The sequence below is a fragment of the Telluria sp. RT2P19 genome (assembly GCF_059685725.1).
Genome location: NZ_JCASIL010000014.1, coordinates 85,486 through 101,186, shown reverse-complemented (window position 1 = coordinate 101,186; position 15,701 = coordinate 85,486). Strand labels below are relative to the sequence as shown.

Genomic DNA, 15,701 nt, shown 5'->3' with positions numbered 1-15,701 from the left:
TTCTCCCCACATCGATATCGGTGGCTATGCGCACAAAAAAAAGCGGCTGCGACAAAGTGCGCAACCGCTTATGTATTCTAGCCCCCGCCAGTGCCGTTTTTGCCGGCATCCTGAACCAAAACGGTTCAAGGCGGTCACGGTCAGATCAATTTCGGGTTCGTCAAACGAGTGACGCTCACTCCCATCGAACTTGTTCCACGACCTATGCGTAAGAATGGTTCAAGGAATATATGGCAAATCTCGAACACCGCAGGGTAGAGCGCAGTTTACTCTTTTGAAGCGGCATGTCAAACGGATTCGCCTTTCAAAAAAGATTTTCCTGGGGCGCCAGCACCTTGTCGAGCACGGTATGCATCGATTCCAGTTTTTGCTTGACCTCGAGGATCGACATGTCCGACAGCGGTCCCTGCGGCGATTTGACCGACAGGAATTCGGCGGCGACGCTCAGCGCGGCCATGACCGCGATGCGGTCGGTGCCCTTGACCTTGCCCGAATCGCGCAGCTGGCACATCTTGCCGTCGAGGTAGCTCACCGCTTCGCGCAGCGTGCGTTCTTCGCCGTCGCGGCACGCCAGGCGGTAGGGCTGGCCCATGATGGTGACGTCGAGATGGATCATCGTGCTGCCTCGCTATTGCCTGCGCCGTTGCCCGCGCTATTGCCTGGAACGCCAGTTGCCTGGTCGGTCGCCGGATGCGCGGCGGCGTCCTCGCCATCCTCGGCGCCCTCGCCGTCCTCTTCGCTCGCCGGATCTTCCGGCGGCTTGGGAAGTTCGTCGAGCAGGGCCTCGACCCGCCGCTGGGCCTCGATCAGGCGCTCCTTGAATGCGAGGTTCTCGGCGCTGAGCAGGGTATTGGCCTGGCGCAGCAGATAATTCTCGGCGCGCAGCGACTGGGTCAGCTGGGCGAGCCGGTCGATTTTGTCTGAGAGGTCTTGGAATTCGGAAATCATTCGACACTATAGGATCGAGATGGATTTTCCGTCAACCGAATCGCGCTGCGGTGCGGCACGACAGGCCAGCAACGACTGTCGCGGCAGCCTGGCGTGCGGCAGGAAAGCGCCAGGCAGTGTACGCTGCCCGCCTCTTGCCAAGTTCGCCACCGTCGGCAAGTAATGCCAGAAACACATTGCCCAAGACTTGACAGAATTGCGCTTTCTCAAGCTCATGAACGTATTTAGCCATCTTGCTGCTTGAAATGGCAAATTATCGTCCCTATAATTAGCACTCGTTAGTAGAGAGTGCTAACAACTCTTTGCAGACCATCGCAGTCTTGAACCAAAGGCTGCGACGGTGTCAAAACAACGCTAGTTAAACCACTGAATATTAAGGAGTTTTGCATGAACCTTCGTCCTCTGCACGATCGCGTAATCGTCAAGCGCCTCGACCAGGAAACCAAGACTGCGTCCGGCCTGATCATCCCTGATGCCGCGGCAGAGAAGCCAGACCAAGGCGAAGTCCTCGCCATCGGTAACGGCAAAGTGCAAGACAACGGCCAGGTCCGTCCGCTGGAAGTCAAGGTCGGCGATCGCGTGCTGTTCGGTAAGTACTCCGGCCAGGCCGTCAAGGTCAACGGCGAAGAACTGCTCGTGATGCGCGAAGAAGACATCATGGCCGTCGTCCAGCAGTAATTCCCTGACCCCATTCACGATACATTCGGAGAAATAACAAATGGCAGCTAAAGAAGTAGTGTTCGGCGACGCAGCGCGCGCCAAGATGGTTGAAGGCGTCAATGTCCTCGCCAACGCAGTCAAGGTCACCCTGGGCCCGAAAGGCCGCAACGTCGTGCTCGAGCGCTCGTTCGGCGCCCCGACCGTCACCAAGGATGGTGTCTCGGTCGCAAAAGAAATCGAACTGAAAGACAAGCTCCAGAACATGGGCGCGCAAATGGTCAAGGAAGTCGCTTCCAAGACCAGCGACAACGCCGGTGACGGCACCACCACCGCGACCGTGCTGGCACAAGCCATCGTGCGCGAAGGCATGAAGTTCGTTGCCGCCGGCATGAACCCGATGGACCTGAAGCGCGGCATCGACAAGGCCGTCGCAGCGACCGTCGAAGAACTGAAGAAGATCGCCAAGCCAACCACCACCACCAAAGAGATCGCACAAGTCGGCGCCATTTCGGCCAACTCGGAAACCTCGATCGGCGAGCGCATCGCTGAAGCGATGGAAAAAGTGGGCAAGGAAGGCGTCATCACCGTCGAAGACGGCAAGTCGCTGAACGACGAGCTGGACATCGTGGAAGGCATGCAGTTCGACCGCGGCTACCTGTCGCCTTACTTCATCAACAACCCGGACAAGCAAGTCGCCGTGCACGAACAGCCGTTCATCCTGCTGTGCGACAAGAAGATCTCGAACATCCGTGACCTGCTGCCGGTGCTGGAGCAAGTCGCCAAGGCCGGCCGTCCGCTGGTCATCATCGCCGAAGACATCGAAGGCGAAGCGCTGGCGACCCTGGTCGTGAACAACATCCGTGGCATCCTGAAGACCGTCGCCGTCAAGGCCCCTGGCTTCGGCGACCGCCGCAAGGCCATGCTGGAAGACATCGCTGTCCTGACCGGCGGCCAGGTCATCGCCGAAGAAGTCGGCCTGACCCTGGAAAAGGTCACCCTGGCCGAACTGGGCCAGGCTTCGCGCGTCGAAGTGGGCAAGGAAAACACCATCATCATCGACGGCGCCGGCCAGGCTGAATCGATCGAAGGTCGTGTCAAGATGATCCGCGCCCAGATCGAAGAAGCGACTTCGGACTACGACCGCGAAAAACTGCAAGAGCGCGTGGCCAAGCTGGCCGGCGGCGTTGCCGTGATCCGCGTCGGTGCCGCTACCGAAGTCGAGATGAAAGAGAAGAAAGCACGCGTCGAAGATGCACTGCACGCTACCCGCGCTGCGGTGGAAGAAGGCATCGTCGCCGGCGGTGGCGTTGCCCTGCTGCGTGCTCGCGCTTCGATCGACATCAAAGGCGACAATCCGGACCAGGACGCAGGCATCAAGATCGTCCTGCGCGCCATGGAAGAGCCACTGCGCATGATCGTCCAGAACGCCGGCGAAGAGCCATCGGTCGTGGTCGCTGCAGTCCTGGCCGGCACCGGCAACTACGGCTACAACGCCGCCAACGGCACCTACGGCGACATGGTCGAAATGGGCGTCCTGGATCCAGCCAAGGTCACCCGTTCGGCCCTGCAGAATGCAGCGTCGATCGCTGGCCTGATGCTGACCACCGACTGCATGGTCTCGGAACTGGCTGAAGACAAGCCAGCCGGCGGCATGGGCGGCATGGGCGGCATGGGTGGCATGGGCGGCATGGACGGCATGATGTAAATCACGCTGTCGCCGGACCGGCGCCGATTGCAGCCACAGTCGGCGCGGGTCTTCCCCGACAAAAAAGCCCGCAAGGTTCACGCCTTGCGGGCTTTTTGCTGTCTGGCGTATCGGTAGGCAGTGCGGCGGATCAGCCCTTGGCGCGCGCGCCCCTGCGGCACAGCCACAGCATGGCCACGACGGCCGCGCCGCCGAGCCACAGCGTGCCTGGTTCGGGCACTTCGACCGGCGGGTCTTCCGGGTCGACCGGAATATCGGGCGGATTCACGGGTGGGTTCACGGGCGGCACGACCGGGGGATCGGGCGGCTCCGGCGGAAGCTCCGGGTCATCGGGGGTCCCCGGAGGGTCGGGCCGGTCCGGAGTATCCGGGCTATCCGGCTTGTCCGGGGTATCCGGCTTGTCCGGCGTCACAGGACGGTCGGGAGTGTCCGGCGTCACCGGGCGGTCCGGGGTATCCGGCGTCACCGGACGGTCCGGGGTTCCCGGTGTGTCGGGAGTACCTGGCGTATCCGGCTTGCCCGGCGTATCCGGTATCGTCGGTTGCGTCGCGGCCGGCGGCGTAATGCCGGTCTCGACCGTCTGATCGTCGATCCTGCCACCGCTGTAAATGGGTGGAATTCCCGGCGTGTTGCCGGCAGGCGTGAAGCCACTGCGCGTCGGCGCCGGGTTGCCCGCGGTGGGCACGACCAGGCCGGCGCCATACGGGAAGCTGGCGGTCTGGAAGCGCGAGCCCGTCGCCAAGTCAGTCGCTCCGGGCACCTCGGCCGCCACGGCCACCAGAGCGCCCCCGTCCTCGACGACAAAGGAATCGAGTTCGGTCTCGGTCGGCCCATTGGCCTCGACCGGGAACATGGGCACGTCGGAAATCCGGTTCGCGCAGCGTGCCCGCATTTCGTTCTTGCCGTCGCTCAACAGGGTTTCGCCAGGCGCCAGCATGAGTTTCTTCTTGGTCCAGTACACCTGGTCGCCCTTGCGGTACGACACATACACGGCGCGCGGCGCGGTGACGGTCACCGCGCGCGCATTCGCGACGTCGAAACCCGCATAGTGCGCCGCGACCACGAGATCGGCCTTGAGGACCCGCGCCAGCTCTTCCTTGCCCGATACGCCGCCGGGAATGATCGAATACGGATAGATGCGCCGCGCGGCGCCCGGCTCCGCGGCCGGCGTCGGGCTGGCCGCTGTTGGCGCCCGCATTACCGGGGACGCCGTACCGAAATGGGTGATCTCGTCGCGCTCGCGCAACAAGTTCGGCCAGTCGATATGCAAAGGGGGCGCCAGCACGCCAGCGACGCCGACAGCAACGCCAAGGACGGCGAGCGCAGCCAGGCGCTTCTCGCGTTGCGAAGTCTTTTCTACACGTCGGGTATAGGCAGCGCGGCGGCGGTCCATGGGGTATATAGGTAGGAGTGATCCTACAGGATAGCATTATTTCTACAAATAAATTTCAGTTCTGTGGTGAAAAATGTGATTTCGTGGCGAAAACCACGAATTACTTTCCACAGGGAAATATGCTCAATAAATGGTGCAGTATAGAGCGACAAGACCTTGTCGTTCCGGGCAATGCAGGCTTGCCGAGCAGACTATATTGCTGGCCGAATACGCATGGTTTACCATGGCCGCCTGCCATCACGAGACTTGCCATGTCCACACGCGCCGCTTCCTCCCCTACCCTGCGCCTGACCGTCGCCGCGCTCGCGCTGTGCTGCGCCATTGCCGGCTGCAAGCGCGCCGAACGGGAGACGGCGCCGACGCCGGCGCCCGCCGCGCCGGTCGCCCAGGCGCCGGCCCACACGAAAGAAGATGCGATGGCCTCGCTGCTCGCGCTGCCCGAACTGCAGGCCTGGTCGCAGCAGATCGAACAGCGCAGCAAGGGCAAGGCCCACGGCGCCGTGATCGAGGACGATCCGGTCCCGCGCGACGTCAACGGCAAGAAGTATTACCAGCTGAGTTTTGTCGAGAACCGAAGCGACGATGCGCGCCGCCGCGAGAGCTTCCTGGTGGCCCAGGACGGCAGCGAGATCCTGGTCGACGACACCGGGTCCGACAAGCTGCTGAGCCTCCAGGAATGGCGCCGCACGATCGAGCGCGTCGACATCAAGTAAGCCCGCCGCAGCGTCAGCTGTCGAGGTGCGAGATCAGGAGCCGGCGCGGATCGTGGCCGCCGTCCTGGCCATGCGGCCCATGCTGGCCATCGACCGAGATCCCGACCGCCATGATATCGATCAGCAGCAACTGCAGGATGCGCGAAATCATCGACAGGAAGCTGGTGCTGTCCTCGCTGTGATCGACCGCCAGGCACACGCTGGCCTTGCGCGCCAGCGGCGACTGGCTGTTGCTGATGGCGATCACGTCGGCGCCGGCGGCGCGCGCGATATCCACCGCCTGCAGCAGCTCGGGCAGTCCGCCTGAATTCGACACCGCGATCACCACGTCGCCCGGTCCCAGCAAGCCGGCGGCGAGCGTGAACAGGTGGGCGTCCCCATACAGCGCGGTCGGGATCTTGAAGCGGAAGAATTTGTGCTGGCCGTCCAGCGCCACCGCACGCGAATTGCCCAGCGCGTAGAACTCGACCCGCCGCGCCTTGCTCACCAGTTCAATGGCGCGATCAAGCGAACGCACATCGAGCTGGTCGCGAAATCGCAGGATCGCCGATACCGTGTTGTCGATCACCTTGGCCGACAGGTCATGGGTGCTATCGCTCATGCGCACCTGGCTGTGGCGCACGGGGATCGCCCCGGTCAGGCTGCTGGCGAATTTCAGCTTGAATTCGGCCAGGCCCTGGAAGCCCAGCGAGCGGCAGAAGCGGATCACCGTCGGCTGGCTCACGTCGGCCAGGCGCGCGATCTCGGCGATCGGTTCGTTCAGCACCGTGCGCGGATGTTCGAGCACGAGCGTCGCCACGCGCGCCTCGGCCGGCGACAGCTCCTGGCGCAACTGGCCGATGCGCTCCATCAGCGTGTTGGCCCCGCTGCGGCCGCGCAGGTGCTCGGCCAGGATGGTCGCCACGCCGTGGAAGGCGGGGTTCGGCGTGACGATCACATAGGTCGGGATGTCCGCCAGGTAGTCCGAGAAACGCCCCTTGGCTTCGAAACGGGTGCGAAACGGCGAGCGCGCGAACCACTCGCCGAGGCGCGGCACGATGCCGCCGCCGATGAAGATGCCGCCAAAGGCGCCCAGCGTCACCGCCAGGTTGGCGGCGGCGCCGCCCAGCATGCCGCAGAAGCATTCCAGCGTCTCGAGGCACAGCGGGTCGTCGGCCTCGAGCGCGCCGGCCACGATCGCGGCCGCGCTGCGCGCTTCGGCATCGACGCCGTTGCGGTGCGCCAGGGCGCGGTAGATGACTTCCATGCCCGGGCCCGAGATCAGGCGCTCGTTCGACACGTGCGGCCACTCGCGCCAGGCGTATTGCAGGATCGCGAACTCGCGTTCGTCGGCCGGCGCGAAGTTGACGTGGCCGCCCTCGCTGCCCAGCGTGACGAAACCGTCGGCGGTCGGAATCCCGCCCGATACGCCGAGGCCCGTGCCCGGGCCCAGCACGCCGATCACCGCGCCCGGCACCGGCGTGCCAGGCCCCACCTGCATCAGGTCCTCCTTGGCGAAGCCCGGCAGCGCAGTGGCCAGCGCGGTGAAGTCGTTGACGATCAGGAGGGTCGACAGGCCCAGCTCGCGCCGCACCGCATCGGTCGAGAACTCCCAGGCGCGGTTGGTCATGCGCACGTAGTCGCCGTTGATCGGGTTGGCGACCGCGAAGGCGCCGTGGTTCAGGCGCACGTCTTCATGGTCGCGCAGGTAGTGGCGCAGCAGCGGCACGATGCCCTCGAAGTCGTCGCAGCGCAGCACCTCGACCGAGCGGAACACGCCCGGCGCGGTCTGCAGTGCGAAGCGCGCATGGGTCGCGCCGATGTCGGCCAGCAGGCGCGGTCCGTCCGCGAAGGCCGTGCGCGCGAACTTTTCCGGTTCCTGCCGGCCGTTCATCATGCTACCCGCGCCAGGGTGCCGAACCAGGCGCCGTAAGGCGGCAGGGTCACGCGCCCCGCCTGGGCGCTGCCCGGCAGGCCGACGTCCAGCTGCGCCGCACCGGTCGACGCCGGCCAGTCGAAGCTTACTTCCTGGTTCGACAGGTTGAAGGCCGCCAGCACGCCGGCATGGCCATCGAGGTCGCGTTGCAGGGCCAGGATCGGCTCCGGCGCATCGAAGAAGGTGATCTCGCCGCGCGTCAGCTGCGGCATTGTGCGGCGCAGCGCGATGAAGCGGCGCTGGAAGTTGAGCATCGAGTCCGGGTCGCGGTCCTGCACGTCGACCGCGGCGGCGGCATGCGCAGGTTCCACCGGCAGCCATGGCTTGCCTTCGGTGAACCCGGCGTTCGGCGCATCGGCCTGCCACGGCATCGGGGTGCGGCAGCCGTCGCGGCCCTTGAACTCGGGCCAGAAGGTGATGCCGTACGGGTCTTGCAGCAGTTCGAACGGGACGTCGGCTTCGTGCAGCGCCAGTTCGTCGCCCTGGTACAGGCAGGGCGTGCCCTTGAGCGCGAGCTGCATCGCCAGCGCCAGCTTGCCGAACGAGCTCGTGGCCTGCGGGCCGCCCCAGCGCGTCATCACGCGGATCGCATCGTGATTTCCGATCGACCAGGACGCCCAGCCTTCTTCCACGCGCCGCTCGAAGTCTTCGACCTGGGCGCGGATGTGGGCGGCCGTAAATACCGGCGTCAGGAAGTTGAAGCTGTAGGCCATGTGCAGCTTGTTCCCGCCTGCCATGTACTCGTTCATCTGGGCCAGCGCATCGTCCGAGCTGATCTCGCCGATGGAGATGGCGCCGAATTCGTCGAGCTGGGCGCGCAGCTTTTCCATGAACGCGATGTTCTCGGGCTGCGTCTTGTCATAGATGTGGGCCTGCATGCCATACGGGTTCACGTCGGTCACGGTCGAGGTGTCGCGCACCAGAGCGGGCGGATTGCTGCGCAGTTGCCGGTCGTGGAAGTGGAATACGCAGGCATCCATGCGCACGCCGTCGACGCCGCGCTCGAGCCAGAAGCGCTGGGCCGCCAGGTGCGCCTTCTGCACGTCCGGATTGTGGAAGTTGAGCTGCGGCTGGCTCACCAGGAAGTTGTGCATGTAGTACTGCTTGCGGCGGGTGTCCCACTGCCATGCCGAGCCGCCGAACACCGACAGCCAGTTGTTGGGCGGGTTACCGTCCGGGAGCGGATCGGACCAGACATACCAGTCCGACTTTGGATTGTCGCGGCTGGCGCGGCTTTCGGCAAACCAGGGATGGGTGTCGGCGGTGTGCGACATCACCTGGTCGATCATGATCTTCAGGCCCAGGCCGTGCGCCTTCGCGACCAGGCGGTCGAAGTCGGCCAGGGTGCCGAACATCGGGTCGACGTCGCAGTAGTCCTCGATGTCGTAGCCGAAGTCGCGCATCGGCGACTTGAAGAACGGCGACAACCAGACGATGTCCACGCCGAGGCTCGCGATGTAGTCGAGCTTGTCGGTGATGCCGGCCAGGTCGCCGATGCCGTCGCCATTGCTGTCGAAGTAGCTGCGCGGGTACACCTGGTAGATGATGGCGTCGCGCCACCAGTTCGGATTCGTCGTCGTCGTCGTGGTCTGGGTCATGGCTGAGTCATGGTTTGGAATTCTAGGCAATATACAGGATGCAAGAAAACTTGACAATTGGCGTCCATTCCGACAAACACCTGATTTATCCTTGCATTTCAACGACTTGAGAACAAGAAAACGTTTCCATGAACGTTGCGTGCGTAACTAAACTACGCCGATATGTTTCTCGTTTGTTTCGCAAAAATATTTTTATTGCAAAGTCATACGCCCTCGTCATAGCATCGCGTCTGTTTGACATTTCAAGGAAGCGGTCGATGACTGATCTAGCAAAACCAGGTTCCGGGAGAATGCCGCGGCAAATCCCCTACATCATTGCCAACGAGGGCTGCGAGCGATTCAGCTTCTACGGGATGCGCAACATCCTGACACCCTTCCTGATCACGACGCTCTTGATGTTCCTGCCGGAAGACATGCGCACCGGCGAAGCCAAGCACGTGTTCCACACCTTCGTGATCGGCGTGTACTTCTTCCCGCTGCTGGGCGGCTGGCTGGCCGACCGCTATTTCGGCAAGTACAACACCGTGTTCTGGCTCAGCCTCGTGTACTGCGTGGGCCACGCCTGCCTGGCCATCTTCGAGGATAACGTCAACGGCTTCTATTTCGGCCTGTTCCTGATCGCGCTCGGCTCGGGCGGCATCAAGCCGCTGGTCGCCTCGTTCGTGGGCGACCAGTTCGACCAGACCAACAAGGACAAGGCGAAGATCGTGTTCGACGCCTTCTACTGGATCATCAACTTCGGTTCCTTCTTCGCGTCGCTGCTGATGCCGCTGCTGCTGCGCGACTATGGTCCGGCCTGGGCCTTCGGCGTGCCCGGCATCCTGATGTTCATCGCCACCATGGTGTTCTGGAGCGGCAAGAAGAAATACGTGCACGTGCCGCCAGCGCCGCCCAATCCGCACTCTTTCATGCGGGTCGCCAAGACCGCCCTGCTGGCCAAGGCGCCCGGCCAGGGCCGGCCGGGCCTGAACATGGCGCTGGTCGGCGCCGTGGGCGCCGTGGTGTCGCTGGCGATGTCGGTGCAGTGGGGCTTCGTGATCGGCGCCTGTACCGCACTGGTGCTGCTGATGGCCTTCGGCGGCATCGGCGCCTCGATGCAGCTGGAGCGTGCGCGCGGCATTCACCCGCAGGAAGCGGTGGACGGCGTGCGCGCCGTGCTGCGCATCCTGATCGTGTTCGCGCTGGTGACGCCGTTCTGGTCGCTGTTCGACCAGAAAGCCTCGACCTGGATCGTGCAGGCCAATGCCATGACCACGCAGGTAAACTTCCTCGGCTGGACCTTCGACGTGATCCCGGCCCAGATGCAGGCCTTGAATCCGCTGCTGGTGATGATCCTGATCCCGTTCAACAACTTCGCCCTGTTCCCGCTGCTGCGCAAGTTCGGCGTGGAGCCGACGCCGCTGCGCCGCATGACCGCCGGCATCATGCTGTCGGCCGCGGCCTGGGTCGTGGTAGGCAACCTGCAGGTGGCGCTCGATGCCGGCGACGCCGTCTCGATCGCCTGGCAGATCGCGCCGTATGCGCTGCTGACCCTGGGCGAGGTGCTGGTCTCGGCGACCGGCCTCGAATTCGCCTACAGCCAGGCGCCGGCCTCGATGAAGGGCGTGATCATGGCGCTATGGTACCTGGCCGTCACGGTCGGCAACCTGTGGGTGCTGATCGTGAACGCGAGCGTCAAGAACGAGTCGGTGGTCGGGTATATCGAAGGTACGGGCGTGGGCGTGATGGCGGCGCAGATGTACTTCTTCGCCGGTTTCGCGCTGCTGTCGGCGATCGTGTTCGGCTGGTATGCGACGCGCTACAAGATGGTCGACCACTATCGCGGCAACGCTGCTTGATCGCACCGCTGCGCTGAACGCATGGGCGGCGTTGCCGCCCACGCGTTCAAATCTCCTATCAACTGCCAATCCATGGCGGTGTTCTCCGGCCGCTTGTACGCGTGGACGGCGGAGCCGTCCACCCTACATGAGCAAACTTCATATCGCCCTCGTGGCGGCATCACTGTCCTCGACCGCCTATGCCGCGGTTCCCCTTGAAACGTGCAACAGCGCCGGCTTCCAGGAAGTCCTGCAAGCGGGCGGCGAGCAGCGCGAGGCCCGCGCCGTCTGGCTCGACAAGCGCCTGGTGCGCTGGCCCGGCGCCCGGGCCAGTGCAAGCTTCCGCCTGTATCACTCCCCTGCCGCCTCCATCGTCGCCAAGGCCGGTGGCAAGGTCGCCGGCGCCGCCGGTTCGATCAGGCTCGACATCTCTCCCACCGCCGTCCCGCAGGCCGCCGCCGAGCGCTTCAAATGGGTCGCCGCCGGCCCGACCCTGCGCGTGGCGGACAGCGACCTGCCCCGCCTGCCGGCCCTGCACCGCGAACAGCTGGTGCTGGTGCAGGAAGATGCGCATGGCGCCGTGGTCGCTGCCACCCTGATCCAATCTGCCGGCGCCCTGGACGACCTGTACGCCGCGGCCGAAGCCATTCCCGACCTCGGCGCCACGCCGACCGCGAGCAAGACGGATTTCAGGCTGTGGGCGCCGACGGCGCGCCAGGTCGCCGTCTGCACCTATGACGGCCCGACGGCCAAGGCGAGCGCCGTGCACGCGATGAAGCTCGACGACAAGACCGGCGCCTGGAGCGCCAGCCTGCCGCGCGACCTGTCGGGCAGCTATTACAAGTATGCGGTCGACGTCGTCGTGCCGGGCGCCGGCGTGGTGCGCAACCTGGTCACCGATCCCTATTCGATCAGCCTCAACGCCGACTCGAAGCGCAGCTATATCGCCGACCTCGATGCGCCGAACCTGAAACCGGCGGGGTGGGACGCGACCCGTCCGCCGGCCACGGTGCAGGCCCAGACCGACATGGTCATCTACGAGCTGCACGTGCGCGACTTCTCGCTGATCGACGCGACCGTACCTGCAGCCAAGCGCGGCAAGTACACCGCCTTCTCCGAGGCGAACTCGAACGGCATGCAGCACCTGCGCGCACTGGCCAAGGCCGGCCTGACCGACATCCACCTGCTGCCGGTGTACGACATCGGCAGCATCCCCGAGGTGGATTGCGCGCTGCCGCAGCCGTCCGGCGCGCCGGACGGCGAGAGCCAGCAAGCGCTGATCCGCAAGACGGCCCATGCCGACTGCTTCAACTGGGGCTACGACCCGCAGCACTTCAATGCGGTCGAAGGCAGTTATGCGAGCGACCCGCAGGATGGCGCGCGCCGCATCATCGAGTTCCGCGAGATGGTGATGAACCTGCACAAGGCCGGCCTGCGCGTCGGCCTTGATGTGGTCTACAACCACACCTTCATCGCCGGCCAGGACGAAAAATCGATCCTCGACCGCGTGGTGCCGGGCTACTACCACCGCCTGAACGCGGTGGGCGGCATCGAATCCTCGACCTGCTGCTTCAACACGGCCACCGAGAACACGATGATGGCCAAGCTCATGATCGACTCGTCGGTGCTGTGGACCCGCCACTACAAGATCGATTCCTACCGCTTCGACCTGATGGGCCACCAGCCGCGCGCGGCGATGGAGCGCCTGCAGAAGGAAGTGGACCGGGCCGCCGGCCGCCACGTGCAGCTGATCGGCGAAGGCTGGAACTTCGGCGAGGTGCAGGACGGCGCGCGCTTCGTGCAGGCGTCGCAGCTGTCGCTCAACGGCACCGGCATCGGCACCTTCAGCGACCGCGCGCGCGACGCCGTGCGCGGCGGCTCGCCGGGCGACTCGGGCGACACCGTGATCCGCCAGCAGGGCTATATCAACGGCCTGGTGTACGACCCGAACGCCCTCGGCCGCGAGCATGGGCCGGAGTCGCTGCTGCGCGCGGCGGACATGATCCGCATCGGCCTGGCCGGCTCGGTGCGCAGCTATCCGCTGCAGACCTTCGACGGCAAGGTGCGCCAGCTGCAGGACATCGTCTACGGCGGCAACCAGCCGGCCGGCTACGCGAGCCAGCCGGCCGAAGCGGTGAACTACGTCGAGAACCACGACAACCAGACGCTGTACGACATCAATGCGCTCAAGCTGCCGCTGGCGACTAGCGCCAACGAGCGCGCGCGGGTGCAGGTGCTGGGCATGGCGATCAATGCCTTCAGCCAGGGCGTGGCCTATTACCACGCCGGCATCGACGTGCTGCGCTCGAAATCCCTGGACCGCAACAGCTTCAACTCGGGCGACTGGTTCAACCGCCTCGACTGGACCTACCAGGACAACTTCTTCGGCACCGGCCTGCCGCCCAGCGACGACAACGCCAAGGACTGGCCGCTGTTCAAGCCGCTGCTGGCCAATGCGGCGCTCAGGCCGGCGCCCGCCGACATCGCGTTCGCGCGCGATGCATTCCGCGACCTGCTTGGCATCCGCGCGAGCTCCACCCTGCTGCGCCTGCGCAGTACCGAGGACATCAACCGCCGCCTGCGCTTCTTCAACACCGGCCCTGGACAGGTGCCGACCGTGGTGGCGGCCTGGATCGACGGCCAGGGTTACCCTGGCGCGAACTTCGCCGGCCTGGGCTACCTGGTGAACGTGGACACGAAGGCGCACACCATCAAGGACGCGCGTCTGCTCGGCAGGAAACTGCGCCTGCATCCGGTGCACACGGCCAAGGGCGCGGCGGACCAGCGCGCGCTCGAGGCGCGTTTCGAGAGCGCCAGCGGCACCTTCACGGTGCCGGCGCGTACCGCCGTGGTGTTTGTGGAGTAATGCAGCACATCGACGATGGCGCCGGCTGGCGTCACCGTCATGCCAGGATCACGCCGCGTGGTCGAGCGCCAGCGTCTCGGACACGCGCGCAATCGCGAAGGTATTGCGGCCCATGGCCTTGGCCTGGTACAGCGCGCCGTCGGCCAGTTCGCTGATGCCCTGCGCCGTCACATCCCGCGCATCGGCCAGGCCGACGCCGATGGTGGCGCCGACGCGAATCGCGTTGCTGCCGACCATGAACGGCGCTTCCATCGCCTGCATGATTTTCTTGGCCACCAGTTCGGCATCGCGCGGCGAACCGACTTCGTCCAGCAGCACGGTGAACTCGTCGCCGGCCAGGCGCGCCACCAGGTCGGAGCTGCGCACGACATTGCGTACGCGGCGCGCGAACTCCACCAGCACCATGTCGCCCACCGCGTGGCCGTGGGTGTCGTTGATCCGCTTGAAGTGGTCGATGTCCAGGTACAGCAGGGCAAAGGCGCGCTCGCGCTGCGGCGCACGTTGTACCGCCGCCTGCAGCGCCAGCTCGAACTGGCGCCGGTTCGGGATGCCCGTCAGCGCGTCGGTGTGGGCCAGCGCATGCAGGTTACGCTCGTGCATGCGCGCCGCGGTGGCGTCGGTGGTCAGGATGTAGACGCCCACCACCTTGCCGTCGCGCAGGTGCGGCAGGAAGGTCGAGTGCACGATGCGGATGTGCTTCTTGCGCACGATGTCGTGCTCGCACTGCGACGCCTTGCCTTCCCAGGCATCCTTCAGGGCTTCCTGCTGCTGCGACCAGTATTCCTCGCCATAGGCTTCTTCCATGGTCTGGCCGACGACCTGCCCGGGCGCCTTGCCCAACCAGGACTGGTGCACCGCGTTGGCGAAGACATAGCGGTGGTCCTGGTCGAGATGCGCGATCAGCACCGGCAGGTTGTCGGTGATCGTGCGCAGCCGCTCCTCGCTCTCCACCAGCCGGTCGCGCGACGCCTTCAGCTCGGTGACGTCCTTCATCGCCACCACGGCGCCCAGGGTCTTGCCCTGGGCATTGCGCAGCGGACGCCCGCTAGCGATCAGGGTGCACGGCGCGCGTCCCTGCGGCGCGATCACCAGCGCGCCGTCGCATACCACCTCGCCCTTGAGCGCACGCACCAGCGGCACCTCGTCCATCGCCATCGGCGTATGGCCGTCGTCCCGATAGAGCGAGTAATGCTGCGACCATTCCGAAGGCGCCACCGCCGTCAGGTCGCGGCCATGGAATTCGCGCGCCGTGCGGTTGAACAGGGTCAGGTTGCCGATGGCGTCGCACGCGACCACGCCGATGTCGATCGACTCCAGCACCGCATCCAGCAGTTCCTGCTTTTCTTCGAGCTGCTGGCGGATGCGAATGCCTTCGGCCACGCGCTCTTCCAGCTCGGCGGTGCGGGCGGCAATGCGGCCTTCCAGTTCGGTGTTGAGCGACTTGAGCGCCTGCTCGGCAAGCATGCGCGCGCCTACCGCCTTCATGTGATTGAGTTCGACTTCGACCAGCCCAGCCAGGTCCTTCAGCACCTGGCGCTGTTCGTCGCCGAAGCTGCGCGGCGCACGGTCGATGATGCACAGCGTGCCGACCGCCTGCCCATCGCTGTAGACCGGCTGGCCGGCGTAGAAGCGGATACGCGGCGCGCCCGTCACCAGGGCATTGTCCGCGAAGCGCGGGTCGAGCTTGGCGTCTTCGATCACCAGCATGTCGCGCGCCTCCACCGTATGGCTGCAGAACGAGATCGAGCGCGGCGTCTCTTGCGGTTCAAGTCCGGTACGCGACTTGAACCATTGGCGGTCGACGTCGACCAGCGAGACGAGTGCGATCGGTACGCCGAAGGTCATCGCGGCGAGTCGCGTGTAGCGGTCGAAGCGCGTCTCCGCAGGCGTATCGAGGATCTCGAGCTCGGCCAGCGCCGCGAGGCGGGCCTGTTCGGTGTGTGCGTAGGTGACGATGATGGTGCTCTTCCAAATACCGGTTCAGGGGCGGCGGGTCGAGGCCGGAACGATGAAGGGACACCAGGGTTCGGGGCGTCCACGGCGGAATCTTACCTTGGGTTCCTGGCGGAAACTACTGTTTCTGCTG

11 protein-coding genes and 1 other RNA gene are annotated in these 15,701 nt (G+C 65.0%); 5 read left to right on the top strand and 7 right to left on the bottom strand.

The window, feature by feature from the left end; genetic code table 11:
* Positions 1-77: 77 nt before the first annotated feature.
* From ssrS to AC56KW_RS17610, 3 genes are all read right to left on the bottom strand, one after another.
* Positions 78-259, bottom strand: a non-coding RNA gene (ssrS, locus tag AC56KW_RS17620) — 6S RNA.
* A 45-nt stretch (positions 260-304) separates the two neighbouring features.
* On the bottom strand, positions 305-616 hold the full coding sequence (locus AC56KW_RS17615; RefSeq protein WP_497171973.1) for a cell division protein ZapA: 312 nt from the start codon (positions 614-616) through the stop codon (positions 305-307).
* The gene (locus AC56KW_RS17610; RefSeq protein WP_497171972.1) at positions 613-948 is read right to left on the bottom strand and encodes a hypothetical protein; all 336 of its coding nucleotides are present in this window, start codon (positions 946-948) and stop codon (positions 613-615) included. The genes AC56KW_RS17615 and AC56KW_RS17610 overlap by 4 nt, the downstream gene beginning before the upstream one ends.
* A gap of 387 nt (positions 949-1,335) precedes the next feature.
* On the opposite strand from AC56KW_RS17610, the gene groES reads away from it, so the two are divergent.
* Both groES and groL read left to right on the top strand, forming a co-directional pair.
* Complete coding sequence (gene groES / locus AC56KW_RS17605) at positions 1,336-1,626, top strand: co-chaperone GroES (RefSeq protein WP_137171720.1); 291 nt, start codon at positions 1,336-1,338, stop codon at positions 1,624-1,626.
* Positions 1,627-1,666: 40 nt separating this feature from the next.
* Positions 1,667-3,313, top strand: coding sequence for a chaperonin GroEL (gene groL, locus AC56KW_RS17600; RefSeq protein WP_497171971.1), 1,647 nt, complete (start codon positions 1,667-1,669; stop codon positions 3,311-3,313).
* 130 nt (positions 3,314-3,443) lie between these two features.
* Here the strand turns inward: groL and AC56KW_RS17595 are convergent, their stop codons facing one another.
* The gene (locus tag AC56KW_RS17595; RefSeq protein ID WP_497171970.1) at positions 3,444-4,583 is read right to left on the bottom strand and encodes a PEP-CTERM sorting domain-containing protein; all 1,140 of its coding nucleotides are present in this window, start codon (positions 4,581-4,583) and stop codon (positions 3,444-3,446) included.
* Positions 4,584-4,957: 374 nt separating this feature from the next.
* Between AC56KW_RS17595 and AC56KW_RS17590 the strand changes: the two genes are divergently transcribed.
* The gene (locus AC56KW_RS17590) at positions 4,958-5,419 is read left to right on the top strand and encodes a hypothetical protein (protein WP_497171969.1); all 462 of its coding nucleotides are present in this window, start codon (positions 4,958-4,960) and stop codon (positions 5,417-5,419) included.
* 13 nt (positions 5,420-5,432) lie between these two features.
* Here AC56KW_RS17590 and AC56KW_RS17585 read toward each other — a convergent pair whose 3' ends face one another.
* Positions 5,433-7,292, bottom strand: a complete 1,860-nt coding sequence (locus tag AC56KW_RS17585) for a glucokinase (RefSeq protein ID WP_497172044.1) — start codon at positions 7,290-7,292, stop codon at positions 5,433-5,435.
* Positions 7,292-8,932 (bottom strand): alpha-glucosidase, encoded by a 1,641-nt coding sequence (locus AC56KW_RS17580; protein WP_497171968.1) that lies wholly within the window; start codon positions 8,930-8,932, stop codon positions 7,292-7,294. The genes AC56KW_RS17585 and AC56KW_RS17580 overlap by 1 nt, the downstream gene beginning before the upstream one ends.
* Positions 8,933-9,222: 290 nt before the next feature.
* On the opposite strand from AC56KW_RS17580, the gene AC56KW_RS17575 reads away from it, so the two are divergent.
* Together AC56KW_RS17575 and AC56KW_RS17570 are read left to right on the top strand one after the other, a co-directional pair.
* Positions 9,223-10,770 (top strand): POT-type proton-dependent oligopeptide transporter, encoded by a 1,548-nt coding sequence (locus AC56KW_RS17575; protein WP_497171967.1) that lies wholly within the window; start codon positions 9,223-9,225, stop codon positions 10,768-10,770.
* Positions 10,771-10,897: 127 nt separating this feature from the next.
* Positions 10,898-13,615, top strand: coding sequence for an alpha-1,6-glucosidase domain-containing protein (locus AC56KW_RS17570; protein ID WP_497171966.1), 2,718 nt, complete (start codon positions 10,898-10,900; stop codon positions 13,613-13,615).
* Positions 13,616-13,663: 48 nt separating this feature from the next.
* Here AC56KW_RS17570 and AC56KW_RS17565 read toward each other — a convergent pair whose 3' ends face one another.
* The gene (locus AC56KW_RS17565; protein ID WP_497172043.1) at positions 13,664-15,514 is read right to left on the bottom strand and encodes a sensor domain-containing diguanylate cyclase; all 1,851 of its coding nucleotides are present in this window, start codon (positions 15,512-15,514) and stop codon (positions 13,664-13,666) included.
* Positions 15,515-15,701: the final 187 nt, after the last annotated feature.